This is a genomic window from Kribbella turkmenica, from assembly GCF_004348725.1.
Classification (GTDB): domain Bacteria; phylum Actinomycetota; class Actinomycetes; order Propionibacteriales; family Kribbellaceae; genus Kribbella; species Kribbella turkmenica.
In genome coordinates this window covers 1-13913 of record NZ_SMKR01000087.1, presented here as the reverse complement: position 1 = coordinate 13913, position 13913 = coordinate 1, and the positions used below count along the sequence as shown (strand labels likewise).

Here is a 13913-nt window from a genome sequence, read left to right as displayed (position 1 = left end):
CCATCTGTGCGTGAACGGCCGGCAGTACCGCGGGCCGCTGGAAGAAGCACCACCGTCTCTGAGGAGTGAACGTGCCGGAAGTCAAGGTCCATCTGGTCGGCGTCGAGGGCGAGGCTGAGCGGAGTGTGACCGAGACGACGACGGTCGGGGAGCTGTTCGCCGAGATCTTCGGTCAGGACCGCTCCGCCATCGCCGCCCGGGTCAACGGCGAGCTGCGCGACCTGTCCCGGGTGGTCGCCGACGGTGACGAGATCGAGCCGGTGAAGGCCGGGTCCGAGGACGGCCGCGCGATCATCCGGCACTCGACCGCGCACGTGCTCGCGCAGGCGGTGCAGGAGCTGTTCCCCGAGGCGAAGCTGGGCATCGGCCCGCCGGTGGAGAACGGGTTCTACTACGACTTCGACGTGCCGACGCCGTTCACCCCGGACGACCTGGGCAAGCTCGAGAAGAAGATGCAGCAGATCATCAAGGAGCGGCAGCGGTTCAGCCGCCGGGTGGCCAGCGACGGCGACGCCCGCACCGAGCTCGCCGCCGAGCCGTACAAGCTGGAGCTGATCGGCATCAAGGGCTCGGCCGCCGACGCCGCCGAGGGGGCGAGCGTCGAGGTCGGCGGCGGCGAGCTGACGATCTACGACAACGTCCGGCGCGACGACTCGGTCGCCTGGAAGGACCTGTGCCGTGGCCCGCACGTGCCCGCGACCGGGTATCTGGGCAACTTCAAGCTGATGCGGACGGCGGCGGCGTACTGGCGGGGGAGCGAGAAGAACCCGCAGCTCCAGCGGATCTACGGCACCGCGTGGGAGTCTCGCGACGAGCTCAAGGCGTACCTGACCCGGCTCGAGGAGGCCGCCAAGCGCGACCACCGCAAGCTCGGCACCGAGCTCGACCTGTTCAGCTTCCCGGACGAGATCGGTTCCGGGCTCGCGGTGTTCCACCCGAAGGGCGGCGTGCTGCGCAAGGTGATGGAGGACTACTCCCGCCAGCGCCACGTCGAGGACGGGTACGAGTTCGTCTACTCGCCGCACATCACCAAGGCGCAGCTGTTCCAGACCTCGGGCCACCTGGACTGGTACGCCGACGGCATGTACCCGGCGATGCACCTGGACGAGGAGCGCGGCGCCGACGGCCAGCTCCGCAAGCAGGGCCAGGACTACTACCTGAAGCCGATGAACTGCCCGATGCACAACCTGATCTACGCCGCCCGGGGCCGGTCGTACCGGGAGCTCCCGCTGCGGCTGTTCGAGTTCGGCACCGTCTACCGGCTGGAGAAGTCCGGCGTCGTGCACGGGATGACCCGGGCTCGCGGCTTCACCCAGGACGACGCGCACATCTACTGCACCCGCGAGCAGATGCGCGACGAGTTGCGCAAGCTGCTCACGTTCGTGCTCGGGCTGCTGGCCGACTACGGCCTGGACGACTTCTACCTCGAGCTGTCCACGAAGAACCCGGACAAGTTCGTCGGCTCCGACGAGGTCTGGGACGAGGCCACCGAGACGCTGCGGGAAGTTGCCGAGGGCTCCGGTCTGGAGCTGGTGCCGGATCCGGGCGGCGCGGCGTTCTACGGCCCGAAGATCTCCGTCCAGGCCAAGGACGCGATCGGCCGGACCTGGCAGATGTCGACCATCCAGCTGGACTTCAACCTGCCGGAGCGGTTCGAGCTGGAGTACACCGCGCCGGACGGTTCCCGGCAGCGGCCGGTGATGATCCACCGCGCGCTGTTCGGCTCGATCGAGCGGTTCGTCGCGGTGCTGACCGAGCACTACGCCGGTGTCTTCCCGCCGTGGCTGGCCCCGGTCCAGGTGGTCGGCATCCCGGTGACCGACGGCCACGTCGACTACCTGCACGACGTCGCCGCGCAACTGATGGCCCAGGGCGTCCGGATCGAGGTGGACGCCTCCGACGACCGGATGCAGAAGAAGATCCGGAACGCGCAGAAGGCCAAGGTGCCGTTCATGCTGATCGCCGGTGACAACGATGTGGCCATGGCCTCGGTCTCCTTCCGGTACCGCGACGGCTCGCAGAAGAACGGCGTACCGATCGCCGACGCGATCGCCGAGATCGTCGAGGCGGTCGGGAAGCGCGTCCAGGTATGACGGATCTCCCCGACCAGCCCTCCGGCGCCGGCGTACCGCATTCGCCGTACGAGCCGGACGAAGTGGTGGCCCAGGAGGGCGTTGGGGTGCCGGATCCGTTCATGCGGTTGTGGACACCGCACCGGATGGCCTACATCGAGGGCGAGAACAAGCCGACCAGCGACGAGGCCGGGGTGGGGTGCCCGTTCTGCCGGCTGCCCGGGCTGCCGGACAGTGACGCGTTGATCGTGCACCGCCGGGCGACGGCGTACGCGGTGCTGAACCTGTATCCGTACAACCCCGGCCACCTGATGGTGGTGCCGTTCCGGCACGTCGCGGACTACACCGAGCTGACCGGGGACGAGGTCGCCGACGCCGCGACCCTGACCCGGCAGGCGATGCGTGCGATCCGGACGGTGTCCGGAGCGCACGGGTTCAACATCGGCATGAACCAGGGCGAGATCGCGGGTGCCGGGATCGCGGGACACCTGCACCAGCACGTCGTCCCGCGCTGGTCGGGCGACACGAACTTCATGCCGGCCATCGCACACACGAAAGTGCTGCCGCAACTGCTCCCGGACACCCGGGCGCTGCTGGCGAAGTCCTGGCCGAGCGAGCCGTGACGCGGATCGCCCCACCCGTAGCAGCGGGTGGGGCGACCCGTCGACTGCTGGACGACTCGCCGGCGCGGTGCGGCGCGGCGCACTTCGGCCAGCGGAAGCACATCCTCGAGCACCAGTATCCCGCGCCGGCGTCCTGGTCGATACCCGGCAGGAGCCCGTCAGCGCAGGAACAGCGGCAGCAGTGGGTCGACGATGCCCAGCAGGGTGTCGAGCGAGACCTCGCGCGGCGGGTTGGTCAGCCCGGTGACGCGGACCACGCGGCGACCCTGACGGAAGACCAGTTCACCCTCGTCCGGCAGGTAGTAGCCGGGCCGACCGATCGGAGCGAGGCGTGGCGGCGGCACCCGGTCCGCCTCCGGGATCGTCGGCTGGTCGAAGGCCTCGACAATCGCGACCGTCGCGTCGTACGTCCCCCAGATGCAGGTCAGTGCACCGTCCACCCGGTAGTCCCGGCGCAGCTGGACGTGCACGCCGACGAACCGTTCGGCCGCCGAGTTCGACACCTGGCACGCGGAGTCGGACTGCCGGGCGTCCCGCAGCGCCATCGGTACGGCGTCCCGCGCGGCCAGCGCGATGGCCACGGCCCCGGCGCGGTCGATGCCGCTCGCCGTACCGCGGTCGATCCCGCCGGCCGGGGTGATCCGGACGGTGCGATCGGCGACCGCGAAGACGATCCGGGACTCGGCGATCCGGGCGTCCGGACCGAGCTCGGACACTGGCTCCGACGAGCCGGTTCCGGCGAGCAGCCGGTCGAGGGAGTCGGGCTGCCGGGGGAGTGCGCTGACTCCGACGGTCACCGGCCGGCCCTCGACCAGGAGCGTGCAGAGATCCAGCGCGGGCAGGCCGCCGTCGTTCCAGGAGTTCGGGTTCGCGGTGACGGTGACGCGCAGTGAGGCGGTAAGGGTACGGGTGATCGCCGTACAGACCTGGGGTCCGGGGGCGCCCGCCGTACCGTCGAGGCCCTCGGCCTGTGGAGGGGCGACCACGGTGGGGACGACGGCGGGTGCCGGCGAGGCACTGGGAACGGGGCCGGCACCGTCGGCGCGGCGGGCCACCGAGCAGGCCGGCGTCATCAGGCCAAGAGCGAGGAGACAGGCCACCGCGCGGAGCCGTCCGGTTCGCCGTCGCATGCAGCACCTCCAACCCTTACCCTGGGCCTCCAGCATCGCGCGAAACCGGCTCCCGCGCAGGTTCGTCCCGCCGCGGAACCGGCCGGCCGGGTGCTGTGTGACCCGATGGTGATCCGGCTCGACTACGATCGCGTCGCCATGCTTAACAGATTCCGGCAGTTCTGGACCAAGGTGATCACCCCGATCGCCAACCTCCTGCTCAAGCTCGGCGTGAGCGCCGACGTGGTCACGCTGGTGGGCACCATCGGGGTGTCCGCCGGTGCACTGATCTTCTTCCCCCGCGGCCAGTTGTGGCTGGGCGTGGTGATCATCACCTGCTTCGTGTTCTCCGACCTGATCGACGGCCACATGGCGCGGACGTCGGGGACGTCGTCGAAGTGGGGTTCGTACCTGGACTCCACCCTCGACCGGCTCGGCGACGGCGCGGTCTTCGGCGGCCTGGTGATGTACTACGCCAACTCCAACGCCGGCGACTCGACGCTGATGGCCGCGGTCACGCTGTGGGCGCTGGTGATGGGCGCGACCACGTCGTACGCGCGAGCCAAGGCTGAGAGCCTCGGACTGAAGGCGAGCGGCGGCCTGGCCGAGCGCGCCGACCGGCTGGTCTCGGTGCTGGTGATCGCGTTCTTCTCCGACGTGCTCGACCTGCCGATCCTGCTCAAGATCGTCCTCTGGGCGCTCGCGATCGCCAGCACGATCACGGTGATCCAGCGCTCGCTCTCGGTCCGCAAACAGGTGCTCGCCGACCCGGCGAACGCCGGCCTGGACACGCCGCCCGCGCCCACCGAGCCTCCGGCCGAACCCGACGCCAAGAACTGATGGACGGTCTTCGCCAGCGGGTGGTCGACCGTGCCTTCGCCCTGGCCTGGACCCTGGTACGACGGCTGCCCGAACGGACCGTCACCTGGATCTTCCGCCAGGCCGCCGACCAGGTCGTCCGGCGGAACGGCCGGGGCGTACGGCGGCTGCGCGGCAACCTGGCGGTCGTCCGTCCGGACGCGACCCCGGACGAGCTCGACGCGCTGACCCGCGCGGGGATGCGGTCGTACCTGCGCTACTGGCAGGAGGCGTTCCGGCTGCCCGAGTGGACCGACGACGAGATCGTCGGCCGGGTCCGCACGGTCAACGAGAAGCTGCTGCGGGACGCGTACGCGGCCGGCCGGGGGGTGATCTGCGCGCTGCCGCACCTGGCGAACTACGACCACGCCGGCGCCTGGGCCGGCCGGACCGGAATGCCGGTGTCGACGGTGGCGGAGAGGCTGCGGCCGGAGTCCCTGTTCGACCGCTTCATTGCCTATCGCAAGAAGCTGGGGATGGAGGTGCTCCCGCTGAGCGGCGGCGACGGGGACGTCGTCGCCGTCCTGGCGGAGCGGCTCCGGGCCGGCGGGTTCGTCTGCCTGGTGGCCGACCGCGACCTGTCGGAGCGTGGTGTGCCGGTCACGTTCTTCGGCCGGCGGTCCCGGATGCCAGCCGGCCCGGCCGCGCTGAGCCTGCGGACCGGTGCGCCGCTGATCCCGGCGACGCTGCACTACGAGGGCTCCGCGCTGGTGATCACGTTCCACGACACCGTCGACCCCGAGGGCGGCGCCGCCGCGATGACCCAGCACTGCGCCGACGCGTTCGCCCGGGGCATCGCCGCGCACCCCGAGGACTGGCACATGCTGCAGAGGATCTTCCTGGACGAGTGACAATCGTCTGGTGAGGATCGGTCTGGTGTGCCCGTACTCGCTGGGCACGCCCGGCGGGGTGCAGAACCACGTCCGCGACCTCGCCGAGGCCCTGCTCGCCGTCGGTCACGACGTCTCCGTCCTCGCGCCCGTCGACGACACCGACGCGGTCCCGCCGTACGTCGTGTCGTCCGGCCGCGCCGTCGGTGTCCCGTACAACGGCTCGGTCGCGCGTGTCACCTTCGGCCCGCGGACGGCAGCCCGGGTGAAGTCCTGGCTGGCCGACGGGCACTTCGACGTCGTCCACGTGCACGAACCGACCACGCCGAGTGCGTCGATCATCGCGCTGTGGTCGGCCGGCGGGCCGTTCGTGGCCACCTTCCACACCTGGCAGGTCCGGTCCCGCGCGATGAGCGCCGCGGCCGGGCTGCTCCGGCCGGCCCTGGAGAAGATCGACGCCCGGATCGCGGTCTCGGAGAACGCCCGCTCGATGATGGTCCAGCACATCGGCGGCGAGGCCGTCGTGATCCCCAACGGGCTGTACACCGACCGCTTCCAGGGCGATCCGCGCCCGGAGTGGCTGGGGGACGACGGCACGATCAGCTTCCTCGGCCGGCTGGACGAGCCGCGCAAGGGTCTTGGCGTCCTGCTCGCGGCGGTCCCGGCGCTGGTCGCCGAACGGCCCCGGCTGAAGGTCCTCGTCGCGGGCGCCGGCCAGGCGGACGAGGCCCGGCGCTCGCTGCCCGCGGGCTGTCGGGACAACGTCCTGTTCCTCGGCGCGATCGACGACCGGGCGCGTGCCGACATGCTCGCCGGTTCGGACCTGTACGTCGCGCCGCACCTGGGCGGCGAGTCCTTCGGCATCGTCCTGCTCGAGGCGATGGCCGCGGGCGCACCTGTGCTCGCCAGCGACCTGGCCGCCTTCCGGCAGGTGCTGGACGGCGGCCGGCTCGGCGACTTGTTCGAGCCCGGTGACGTTCGCGAACTGACGACGCACACGCTTCGGCTGCTGAGCACCCCCGACGAACGCTACAAACTCCGCCTCGCCGGACTGACCGCCGTACAGCGCTACGACTGGTCGGTGCTGCTGCCGGAGCTGCTGTCGGTCTACGAGCTGGTCGCCCGGCGGTGAGTCAGGTCAGCTCCGCGACCGCGCGGACGATGCTCACAGTGGCGTAGCCGTCAGTGAGAAGGGCGAGATCGGTCCCTTCGTCGGCCCGGTCGCGGTTCTCCTCGACCGACGTACGGACGAAGTCCTGGCCGGACTCGGCGACGGCCATCGAGACCTGGCCGAACCGGGCGAGTACGGCGGTTTCGAGGCCTTTCACGTCGTCTGCCGGGCGGTCGGGCACGTTCAGGTTGAGCACGAATCCATCCCGCAGCTCCTGCAGCCGCGGCAGCAGGTCGCGAACGTACTGAGCAGCCGTCGCCCAGTGGTGTGCCTCGTCGCTGGCCGCGTCGAGCACTCGCAAGGCGTTGCCACCGCGCTCGGCGCTGAGCGGTGACAGCACGTCGAGCGAGGCGGCCATGGCCGGCATCCCGTACGCGGCCGCCGTGAACGCGGCTCCGCAGGTTCCCGAGTGCAGGATCGCTCGTCCGGCGTTCGCGCCGCGGTTGATCCCGGACAGCAGGAGATCGGGAGCCGGTCCGAAGGTGCCGAGGGTGGCGAGTACCACGATGTACGCCGGTGAGGCGGCGACGCCGTACTTGGCTATGCCGTCGAAGTCGTTGCGGGTGATCGTGACCCGGCCGTCGTCGGTGTAGGCGCTCAAGGCCGCGCTCACACCGCTGGCCTCCTCGGACGGCGCGGCCACCACGACGTCGAAGCCCTCGGCGGCGGCCGCCCTGGCGAGCGCGCGCAGCCCGGGCGAGTGGATGCCGTCGTCGTTGGTGATCAGGACGCGCCCGGTCACGACGACTCCAGTGGTTCGAGCTCGACCAGCTCGACCACCTCGGCGATCGCGTCCGCGCGCCCGGCGCCGAGTCCGTGCTGGGTGATGTTGAGCGTTCCCGCGGCCGCACCCGTGCGGATCGCGTCCTTCATCTCACCGCCCTGCGCGAGGACGGCGACCACACCGGCGGTCATCGAGTCGCCGGCACCGCGGTGGTCCCGCACGGAGAGCTCGGGGACCCGGACCTGGTAGACCTCGGTGCCCACGACCGCGATCGCGGGCTTCTCCGCCCGGCTGACCACGACTGTGCCGGCACCGCGGTCCTGCAGCTGCCGGGCCGCCTTGACGACGGATGCCTCGTCCTTCCGGTCGGCCAGGCCGTCGGCGTGCAACTCCTCGTCACTGACCTTGATGAACGTCGGCTTCACCTCCAGCACAGCCTCCAGGTGCTCGCCGGCCAGGTCGGCCGCGATCGGGGTACCGTTGCGCTGCAGGTCGGAGCCGAGACGGGTGTAGAAATCCGGTGGGACCAGCGACGGGTCGGCGGCACCGCTGAGCACGCAGATACTCGCCTTCAACCCCTCGGCCAGGGCGAGCGCGTACAACTCGTCGCCGTCGTGCCGGCCGAGCGGGGACCCGGGATTCTCGGCTACCACGTGGCGCTCGTCGTCGCGGCGCTCGTGGATGTACCAGCCGGAGTCCGCGTGCCGCCGGACCGCCTTGAGCTCGAGCCCCTCGATGTCGAACAGGGAGCTCAGGACGCGGCCGACCTCACCCCTGCCGAGCAGGGCGCAGAACGTGACCGGGACCTTCAGGGCGGTGATCATGCGGGCCTGCCAGAGACCTTGGCCGCCGGCGTGCAGATGCAGTTCGGGTTCTTCGCGCACCTGTTCGACCGTCACGGTCAGCTGCGGCAGCGGCGCGAACACCATCACACCCTCGCCCATCAGCACTCCTCTCACCGGGGACTCCCCAGTACCCAAAGCGAGCCGAGGTGACCGTGGCTAGGACCTGCGGGCGCGGAAGGCGTTCAGGAGCGCGGAGCGGGCGTCGGTCGAGATCGAGTCGGCGGGCAGGTCGGCCAGCGACGCCGTGGTCAGGCACATCTGCTCGAGGTAGCGCTCGCAGCCGTCGCAGAGCGCGAGGTGATCGACGAAGTCCTGCTCCGCAGCCGTGCTCAGCTCGCCCTCCAGGTACGACGTGACCTTCTCGACGAACTCGCGGCAGTCAAGAGGACTCATCCGCGTCCTCGCTTCGCTCCGGGCGCGGACGAGGCACAAGTCGCGCTTCCCTTGATGATGAACTCGCTCCGCTCGTTCATGACACCTCGCCTTCCCGCAGGTAGTACTTCTCCAGTTTGCCGCGCAGGAACGCCCGTGCCCGGTGCAGCAGCACCCGCTGGTTCGCTGCGGTGATCCCGAGAAGTTCGCACACCTCGTCGTACGGGCGGCCCTCGACGTCCCGCAGTACGACGACCAGCCGCTGGCGCTCGGGGAGCTCGGCGAGCGCCTCGTTGAGGCGCTCGCGGACCTCCCCGCCGAGCAAGCCCTGCTCCGGTGACGGCCAGGCCGGCGGAAAGTCCCACCAGTGACCGGGGAACGGGTCGCCGGCCGAGCGGAAGCGGCTGGGGTCGACCGTCGGTCCGGAGTCGTCGACGCTGCTCATCGGAACCACCTTGTGCTCGCGGAACCCGCGCCGCTTGGCCCTGTTGGTGAGGATCCGGTAGACCCAGGTCTTCAGCGACGACCGGCCCTCGAACCGCTCAATGCCCTCGATCACCGCCAGCCAGGTCTCCTGCACGACCTCCGCTGCCGACTCCTCGGTCGACACGAACGACCGCGCCACCCGGAGCATTCCGCCCGACCAGCCGTCCAGCAGCAGCGCGAACGCATCCTGGTCCCCGCATCGCAACCGCTCGGCCAGGACGTCGTCCGCCGGCAACCCTGCCATCGGCTCAGCGTAGTGGAGCACGGTGCCGGGCCCAGCCGAGTGCCGCGCCGGCCAGCGCGACCGCGCCGGTCAGCATCCATCCCGACACGTAGACGCCGAACTGCTTGCTCACGGCACCGAACACCAGTGCGAACGGCGTGAACACCAGCCACGACAGCGCCCCGACCCCGGACACCACGCCGGTCCGGATCGTCGACGGTACGGCGTCGTGCAGCAGTCGGCTGACGAAGATGCCGATCACCACCAACAGGAACGTCAGCACGACCATGGCGATCGTCAACGCCACCAGGTCGCGGCTACTCGTCAGCGTGAGGCAGGCGGCCAGCATGACCAGGACGACGACCGCCACCGGGACCGGCCGGTCGAGGCGGAGCCGGCCGGCCAGCAACCCGCCGGCACCGAGCATCCCGACCATCAGCGCCCAGAACGGTCCGTAGTACACGGGCGACGCCTCGAGCGTGATCAGCCACAACGGACCGAACTCGAACATCGCCTGCAGGATCATCGCGGCCATCAGCGACGCCGCGGCGATCGGGACGAGTCGCCCGCGGTGCGTGATCGCCCGGTAGGTGACCGCCAGGTGCTCCCGCAGCGACGTCCGCTCGCCGGCCTGGTGCAGCCGAGGCTCGCAGAACCGGGTCAGCGCGACCAGGTAGAACACCACGAACGGCAGCGTCAGGAAGTACGTCGCCCGCGTCGACAACAGCGCGGCGAGCCAGCCGCCGGCCAGCGCGCTCGCCACCAGCGCGACACTCTCGACGAACCGGACCCGGCCGATCTCACGTTCGTACGCCTGGCTGTCCCCGGTCTCCTCGAGCACCACGTCGTACACGACGGCCTCCATCGTGCCGGAGTACATCGCGAAGTACAGGCCGAACAGCAGCGCGGCGACGATGTACGTCGGGACGTTCCAGCTGACCGCGCCGACGAGCACGCTCAGCACCAGCGCCACGCCCGCGAGCATCAGCACGCCGCGGCGTGACCAGCGATCGGCGAGGACGCCCGACGCAACCTCGGCGAGCGGGACGAGCGCGGCGTACGCGGCGACCATCACCCCGATCGTCGCCGCGTCGAACCCGATCTCGCTCATGAACAGCTTCTCGACCGGCACCCACAGAGCGAAGCCCTGAAGGAAGGTGCCCACCCACAGCGGCAGCACCCGCCGCCGCAGGTCGCTCGCAGGGACCGCGCACTGCTCGATCTCGACCGTTGTGGCGGTGGCGGTGGCGGTGGCGTTCGACATGACTACCTCTGCAGGGGCTCGGGTATCCGTTCAGCCCTGCAGTGTCACGAGCCGCCGAAGCGTTACACGAGCCTGGCGGCGGTCGCCTGGATCTTCTCCATGTCGCCCGGCGTCGGGTGCCACGGCAGCTGCAGCGGGTCGTCCTCGTAGCGCGGAACCACGTGCAGGTGGGTGTGGAACACGCTCTGCCAGGCCGTGGCGCCGATGCAGCTGAGCAGGTTGGCGCCGTCGGCGTCCAGGCGCTCGATCACGCGGCTGACCAGAGACTGGGCGAGCAGGGTCGCCGCGGTCAGGTCTTCGGCGTCGGCCTCGCGCAGGTCGGTCGAGTGCGCCCGCGGCACTACCAGCAGGTGGCCGGCGGTCGCCGGGTTGATGTCCATGAACGCGATCGCCCGCTCGTTCGACGCCACCTGGGTCGACGGAACGCTCCCGGCCACGATCCCGCAGAAAAGACAGTTCTCGGTCATCGGCCCAGGCTAGGGCACGTCTGGCGATAAACTGCGCGGGCCGGACCCCGCCGCCCGAGCGGCCGGCCCCGAGGAGTCTCATGCCGGACGAACTGCTGCGCCCGACCATCGGCACAGGCGTGGACCTGAAGGTGCGCCCGTGGCGGCTGATGTCCCAGGCGTACGTGGCCTTCTTCGGCGGGGCGATCGCGTCGACAGTGATCACCTTCCTGAACGCCCGGCGCCTGGGAGTGAGCGCGGGCCGGCGCGGCCTCATCCTGCTGACCGGCGTCGGCGGTGTGGCTGCGGTGATCGCCGTCTTCGTCCTGTCCGGCGGCGACCGCGACTACCCGTACGGACTCCGGATCGCGGTCCGGGTGATTGCTGTCGGGTGCTGCCTGGTCCAGCTTCACCTCCAGCGCCCGATGGACCGGGCGTTTCAGTTGCGCGGCGGCGACTATGCCTCACTCTGGGGCCCGGGCATCGGGGCGGTGGCCGGCGGCATCGCGGCCGACACCTTGATCGAGGAACTCGTGGCGAGGTCGCTGTGAACGAACCGATCGAGGCCCGCCTGCAGATGGCCGGTCACTGGCTGCGCATCGGCCACCCCGAACGCACTCTGGACGAGCTCCAGGGGCTGTGGGGTGACGCGGCCGTCGACTACCGCGCGTACCTGTTCCGCGGCGCCGCCCTGCATGCGCTCGATCGCAACGCCGAGGCTGTCGACGTCCTGAAGGACGGACTCGCCCAGCACGGCCCGTTCCTCCCGATGCTGCACGTTCTCGGGTCGTCCTTGCGGGCCGAAGGCTGCCTGCCGGAGGCGGAGGCCGCCTTCCTCCAGGGCCTCAGCCTGGACCCGAACGACCCGGACCTGCTGATCGGGTACGCGCACGTCTGTCTCGCCGCCGGGCAGGCCGGGAAGGCGAGCGCCCTGGTCGAGCGCGCCGCCTCGCACGCACCCGAGAGTGCCGTGGTCTCGGCGGCCCGCGCCCAGGTCGCGTTCGCGCTCGGCAAGGATCGCGACATGCACCGGCACAGCACCGAGGCGCTCGCGTACGACCCCGAGGACCCGGGCACCCGGGCGCTGCACGGCACGTCGTCGATGCTCACCGGCGACTCGCGGTCCGGCTACGCGTCGTTCGCCTCCGCGGCAGCCGCCCATCCCGGCGACCCGGACCTGCGTGCGGCGGCTCGCGAGGCGAAGCTGATGAACCATCCGCTGATGCGTCCGCTGCGCCCGTTCCAGCGGTTCAACCCGCTGGTCGTCTGGGTCGCGGCCGTCGCGGTGATCTACGGCCTCCGCCTCGCCGGCCTGGCGCCGCTCGCGGTCGTAGTCGCCATCGGCTGGTTCGGCTTCTGCATCTATTCCTGGGTCGCCCCACCCCTCGTCCGCCGCTGGATCAGCAGGAAATGGGGCGCATGACCGCACCGGTGCCACGCCTCCGGCGCGGCGGGTCATGGGGCTGGAACTCGCGGCCTTCCCTCGTCCCTCCAGTCGCTGCGCTCCCTCCACTTCTCATTCCAGGCCGGGAGGCCCCATGACCGACCGGATCGACGCGCTGCGAAAGGCTGTCGAGGCCAACCCGGACGACGTGCTGCTGCGGCTCGTGCTGGCCGAGTCGCTGGTGACCGCCGGCGACCTCGAGCCGGCTCTCGACCAGTACGTCGTACTGCTCGATCAGCAGGGGCTGCCGGACGACCAGTTGGTGCCGGTCGGTGAGCTGGCGGCGGCGAAGGGGCGGCTGGCGTTGTTGCGGAGCCTGCTCGAGGCGGCCCGGCTGCAGGGTGTCGTCGAGGGCACCGGGCGGCTGCAGCAGTTGGTCGACGACCTGATCGCCGAGCGCAGCGGCGTCCGGATCAAGGTCGGTCCCGAGGCCGAGACGCCGGACGAGGTGGACACGCCGAAGGAGACGACCACCTTCGACCAGGTCGGCGGGATGGACGAGATCAAGCGGGTCATCCACCGGATGGTGATCCTGCCGCTGAGCCGGCCCGAGCTGTACCAGAAGTACGGGCGCAAGTCGGGCGGCGGAGTGATGCTGTACGGGCCGCCGGGCTGCGGGAAGACGCTGCTGGCGCGGGCGACCGCGGGGGAGTGCGGGCTGCCGTTCGTCAACGTCCGGATCGAGGACGTGATGGACCCGTACCTCGGCGTCTCCGAGCGCAACCTGCACGCCGCCTTCGAGCGCGCCCGGGCGAACGCGCCGTGCGTGCTGTTCCTGGACGAGCTCGACGCGCTGGCGTTCGCCCGGCACAAACATGGCGGTTCCGAGGCCCGCCGGCTGGTCGACGTACTGCTGCAGGAGCTCGACGCCATCGGCTCCGAGAACGACGGCCTGCTGGTGCTCGCGGCGACGAACGCGCCGTGGGACGTGGACGAGGCGATGCTGCGGCCCGGCCGCTTCGACCGGGTCATCTTCGTGCCGCCGCCGGACGAGCCCGCCCGGTCCGACATTCTCGGCGTGCTGTTGAAGGACGTGCCGGCCGGCGGCCTGGACCTCAAGACGCTCGCCGGGCAGACGCCGATGTTCAGCGGCGCGGACCTGCGCGCGCTCGTCGAGCGCGGGATCGACCGGGTGATCGACGAGGCGCTCCGCGGCGGCGGCGAGCCGCCGCTGGCCATGCGCCACCTGACCGACGCCTTGCTCACTGTCACACCGTCGACGCTCGACTGGCTGCACCGCGTCCGCTCGTACATCGAGTTCGCCAACCAGAGCGAGCGCTACGACGACGTCGCGGCGTACCTGCGCACCCGCGACGTCCGCCGCCGCCTCAACTGAGGCGCCGGCAAGCACCGTTCAGGCTCCGACCACCCAACGGGTTATCCCCGCGTGTTGTTCCTTCTCCCATGGTGTAAGAGGGGGACAAGGAGCAACACGCGGGGTTATCC

General features: G+C 70.7%; 15 protein-coding genes. 8 read left to right on the top strand and 7 right to left on the bottom strand.

What is annotated here, in order from left to right; genetic code table 11:
• The first annotated feature begins 71 nt into the window (after window positions 1-71).
• On the top strand, window positions 72-2093 hold the full coding sequence (gene thrS, locus E1218_RS20235; RefSeq protein WP_202866110.1) for a threonine--tRNA ligase: 2022 nt from the start codon (window positions 72-74) through the stop codon (window positions 2091-2093).
• Window positions 2094-2194: 101 nt separating this feature from the next.
• Window positions 2195-2695 (top strand): HIT family protein, encoded by a 501-nt coding sequence (locus E1218_RS20230; protein WP_267900319.1) that lies wholly within the window; start codon window positions 2195-2197, stop codon window positions 2693-2695.
• A gap of 158 nt (window positions 2696-2853) precedes the next feature.
• On the opposite strand, the gene E1218_RS20225 is transcribed toward E1218_RS20230, so the two are convergent.
• Window positions 2854-3825, bottom strand: coding sequence for a hypothetical protein (locus tag E1218_RS20225; RefSeq protein WP_233712343.1), 972 nt, complete (start codon window positions 3823-3825; stop codon window positions 2854-2856).
• Window positions 3826-3963: 138 nt separating this feature from the next.
• Between E1218_RS20225 and pgsA the strand changes: the two genes are divergently transcribed.
• Genes pgsA through E1218_RS20210 form a run of 3 tightly spaced genes read left to right on the top strand, consistent with a single transcriptional unit; the run spans window position 3964 to window position 6624 of the window.
• Window positions 3964-4644: a phosphatidylinositol phosphate synthase gene (pgsA, locus tag E1218_RS20220; RefSeq protein ID WP_165949347.1), complete on the top strand. Its 681-nt coding sequence runs from the start codon at window positions 3964-3966 to the stop codon at window positions 4642-4644.
• Entirely contained in the window at window positions 4644-5513 is an 870-nt protein-coding gene (locus tag E1218_RS20215) for a phosphatidylinositol mannoside acyltransferase (RefSeq protein ID WP_132322434.1), read from the top strand. The genes pgsA and E1218_RS20215 overlap by 1 nt, the downstream gene beginning before the upstream one ends.
• Before the next feature lie 10 nt (window positions 5514-5523).
• Window positions 5524-6624: a glycosyltransferase family 4 protein gene (locus E1218_RS20210; protein WP_132322433.1), complete on the top strand. Its 1101-nt coding sequence runs from the start codon at window positions 5524-5526 to the stop codon at window positions 6622-6624.
• Window position 6625: 1 nt separating this feature from the next.
• On the opposite strand, the gene surE is transcribed toward E1218_RS20210, so the two are convergent.
• The 6 genes from surE to E1218_RS20180 form a co-directional block, all read right to left on the bottom strand.
• Window positions 6626-7405: a 5'/3'-nucleotidase SurE gene (surE, locus tag E1218_RS20205; protein ID WP_132322431.1), complete on the bottom strand. Its 780-nt coding sequence runs from the start codon at window positions 7403-7405 to the stop codon at window positions 6626-6628.
• Window positions 7402-8331: a 1-phosphofructokinase family hexose kinase gene (locus E1218_RS20200; RefSeq protein ID WP_202866109.1), complete on the bottom strand. Its 930-nt coding sequence runs from the start codon at window positions 8329-8331 to the stop codon at window positions 7402-7404. The genes surE and E1218_RS20200 overlap by 4 nt, the downstream gene beginning before the upstream one ends.
• A gap of 57 nt (window positions 8332-8388) precedes the next feature.
• The gene (locus E1218_RS20195) at window positions 8389-8625 is read right to left on the bottom strand and encodes an anti-sigma factor family protein (RefSeq protein ID WP_132322429.1); all 237 of its coding nucleotides are present in this window, start codon (window positions 8623-8625) and stop codon (window positions 8389-8391) included.
• 76 nt (window positions 8626-8701) lie between these two features.
• Window positions 8702-9334, bottom strand: a complete 633-nt coding sequence (locus tag E1218_RS20190) for an RNA polymerase sigma factor (protein ID WP_132322427.1) — start codon at window positions 9332-9334, stop codon at window positions 8702-8704.
• Window positions 9335-9338: 4 nt separating this feature from the next.
• A complete protein-coding gene (locus E1218_RS20185) occupies window positions 9339-10577 on the bottom strand; it encodes an MFS transporter (protein WP_132322425.1) in 1239 nt (412 codons plus the stop codon).
• Between the two features lie 62 nt (window positions 10578-10639).
• Window positions 10640-11044: an HIT family protein gene (locus E1218_RS20180; RefSeq protein WP_132322423.1), complete on the bottom strand. Its 405-nt coding sequence runs from the start codon at window positions 11042-11044 to the stop codon at window positions 10640-10642.
• Between the two features lie 80 nt (window positions 11045-11124).
• Between E1218_RS20180 and E1218_RS20175 the strand changes: the two genes are divergently transcribed.
• The 3 genes from E1218_RS20175 (at window position 11125) to E1218_RS20165 (ending at window position 13803) form a co-directional block, all read left to right on the top strand.
• Window positions 11125-11574 (top strand): hypothetical protein, encoded by a 450-nt coding sequence (locus E1218_RS20175; protein ID WP_132322421.1) that lies wholly within the window; start codon window positions 11125-11127, stop codon window positions 11572-11574.
• Window positions 11571-12446, top strand: a complete 876-nt coding sequence (locus E1218_RS20170; RefSeq protein WP_132322419.1) for a tetratricopeptide repeat protein — start codon at window positions 11571-11573, stop codon at window positions 12444-12446. Before E1218_RS20175 ends, E1218_RS20170 begins: the two co-directional genes overlap by 4 nt.
• Window positions 12447-12561: 115 nt before the next feature.
• Window positions 12562-13803, top strand: a complete 1242-nt coding sequence (locus E1218_RS20165; RefSeq protein ID WP_132322417.1) for an AAA family ATPase — start codon at window positions 12562-12564, stop codon at window positions 13801-13803.
• Window positions 13804-13913 lie beyond the last annotated feature (110 nt).

Coding starts and splice junctions, on each gene's coding strand:
- E1218_RS20230 (WP_267900319.1), top strand. CDS start 2,195: ATGCGGTTGTGGACACCGCACCGGATGGCCTACATCGAGGGCGAGAAC.
- E1218_RS20225 (WP_233712343.1), bottom strand. CDS start 3,825: ATGCGACGGCGAACCGGACGGCTCCGCGCGGTGGCCTGTCTCCTCGCT.
- pgsA (WP_165949347.1), top strand. CDS start 3,964: ATGCTTAACAGATTCCGGCAGTTCTGGACCAAGGTGATCACCCCGATC.
- E1218_RS20215 (WP_132322434.1), top strand. CDS start 4,644: ATGGACGGTCTTCGCCAGCGGGTGGTCGACCGTGCCTTCGCCCTGGCC.
- E1218_RS20200 (WP_202866109.1), bottom strand. CDS start 8,331: ATGGGCGAGGGTGTGATGGTGTTCGCGCCGCTGCCGCAGCTGACCGTG.
- E1218_RS20195 (WP_132322429.1), bottom strand. CDS start 8,625: ATGAGTCCTCTTGACTGCCGCGAGTTCGTCGAGAAGGTCACGTCGTAC.
- E1218_RS20190 (WP_132322427.1), bottom strand. CDS start 9,334: ATGGCAGGGTTGCCGGCGGACGACGTCCTGGCCGAGCGGTTGCGATGC.
- E1218_RS20185 (WP_132322425.1), bottom strand. CDS start 10,577: ATGTCGAACGCCACCGCCACCGCCACCGCCACAACGGTCGAGATCGAG.
- E1218_RS20180 (WP_132322423.1), bottom strand. CDS start 11,044: ATGACCGAGAACTGTCTTTTCTGCGGGATCGTGGCCGGGAGCGTTCCG.
- E1218_RS20175 (WP_132322421.1), top strand. CDS start 11,125: ATGCCGGACGAACTGCTGCGCCCGACCATCGGCACAGGCGTGGACCTG.
- E1218_RS20165 (WP_132322417.1), top strand. CDS start 12,562: ATGACCGACCGGATCGACGCGCTGCGAAAGGCTGTCGAGGCCAACCCG.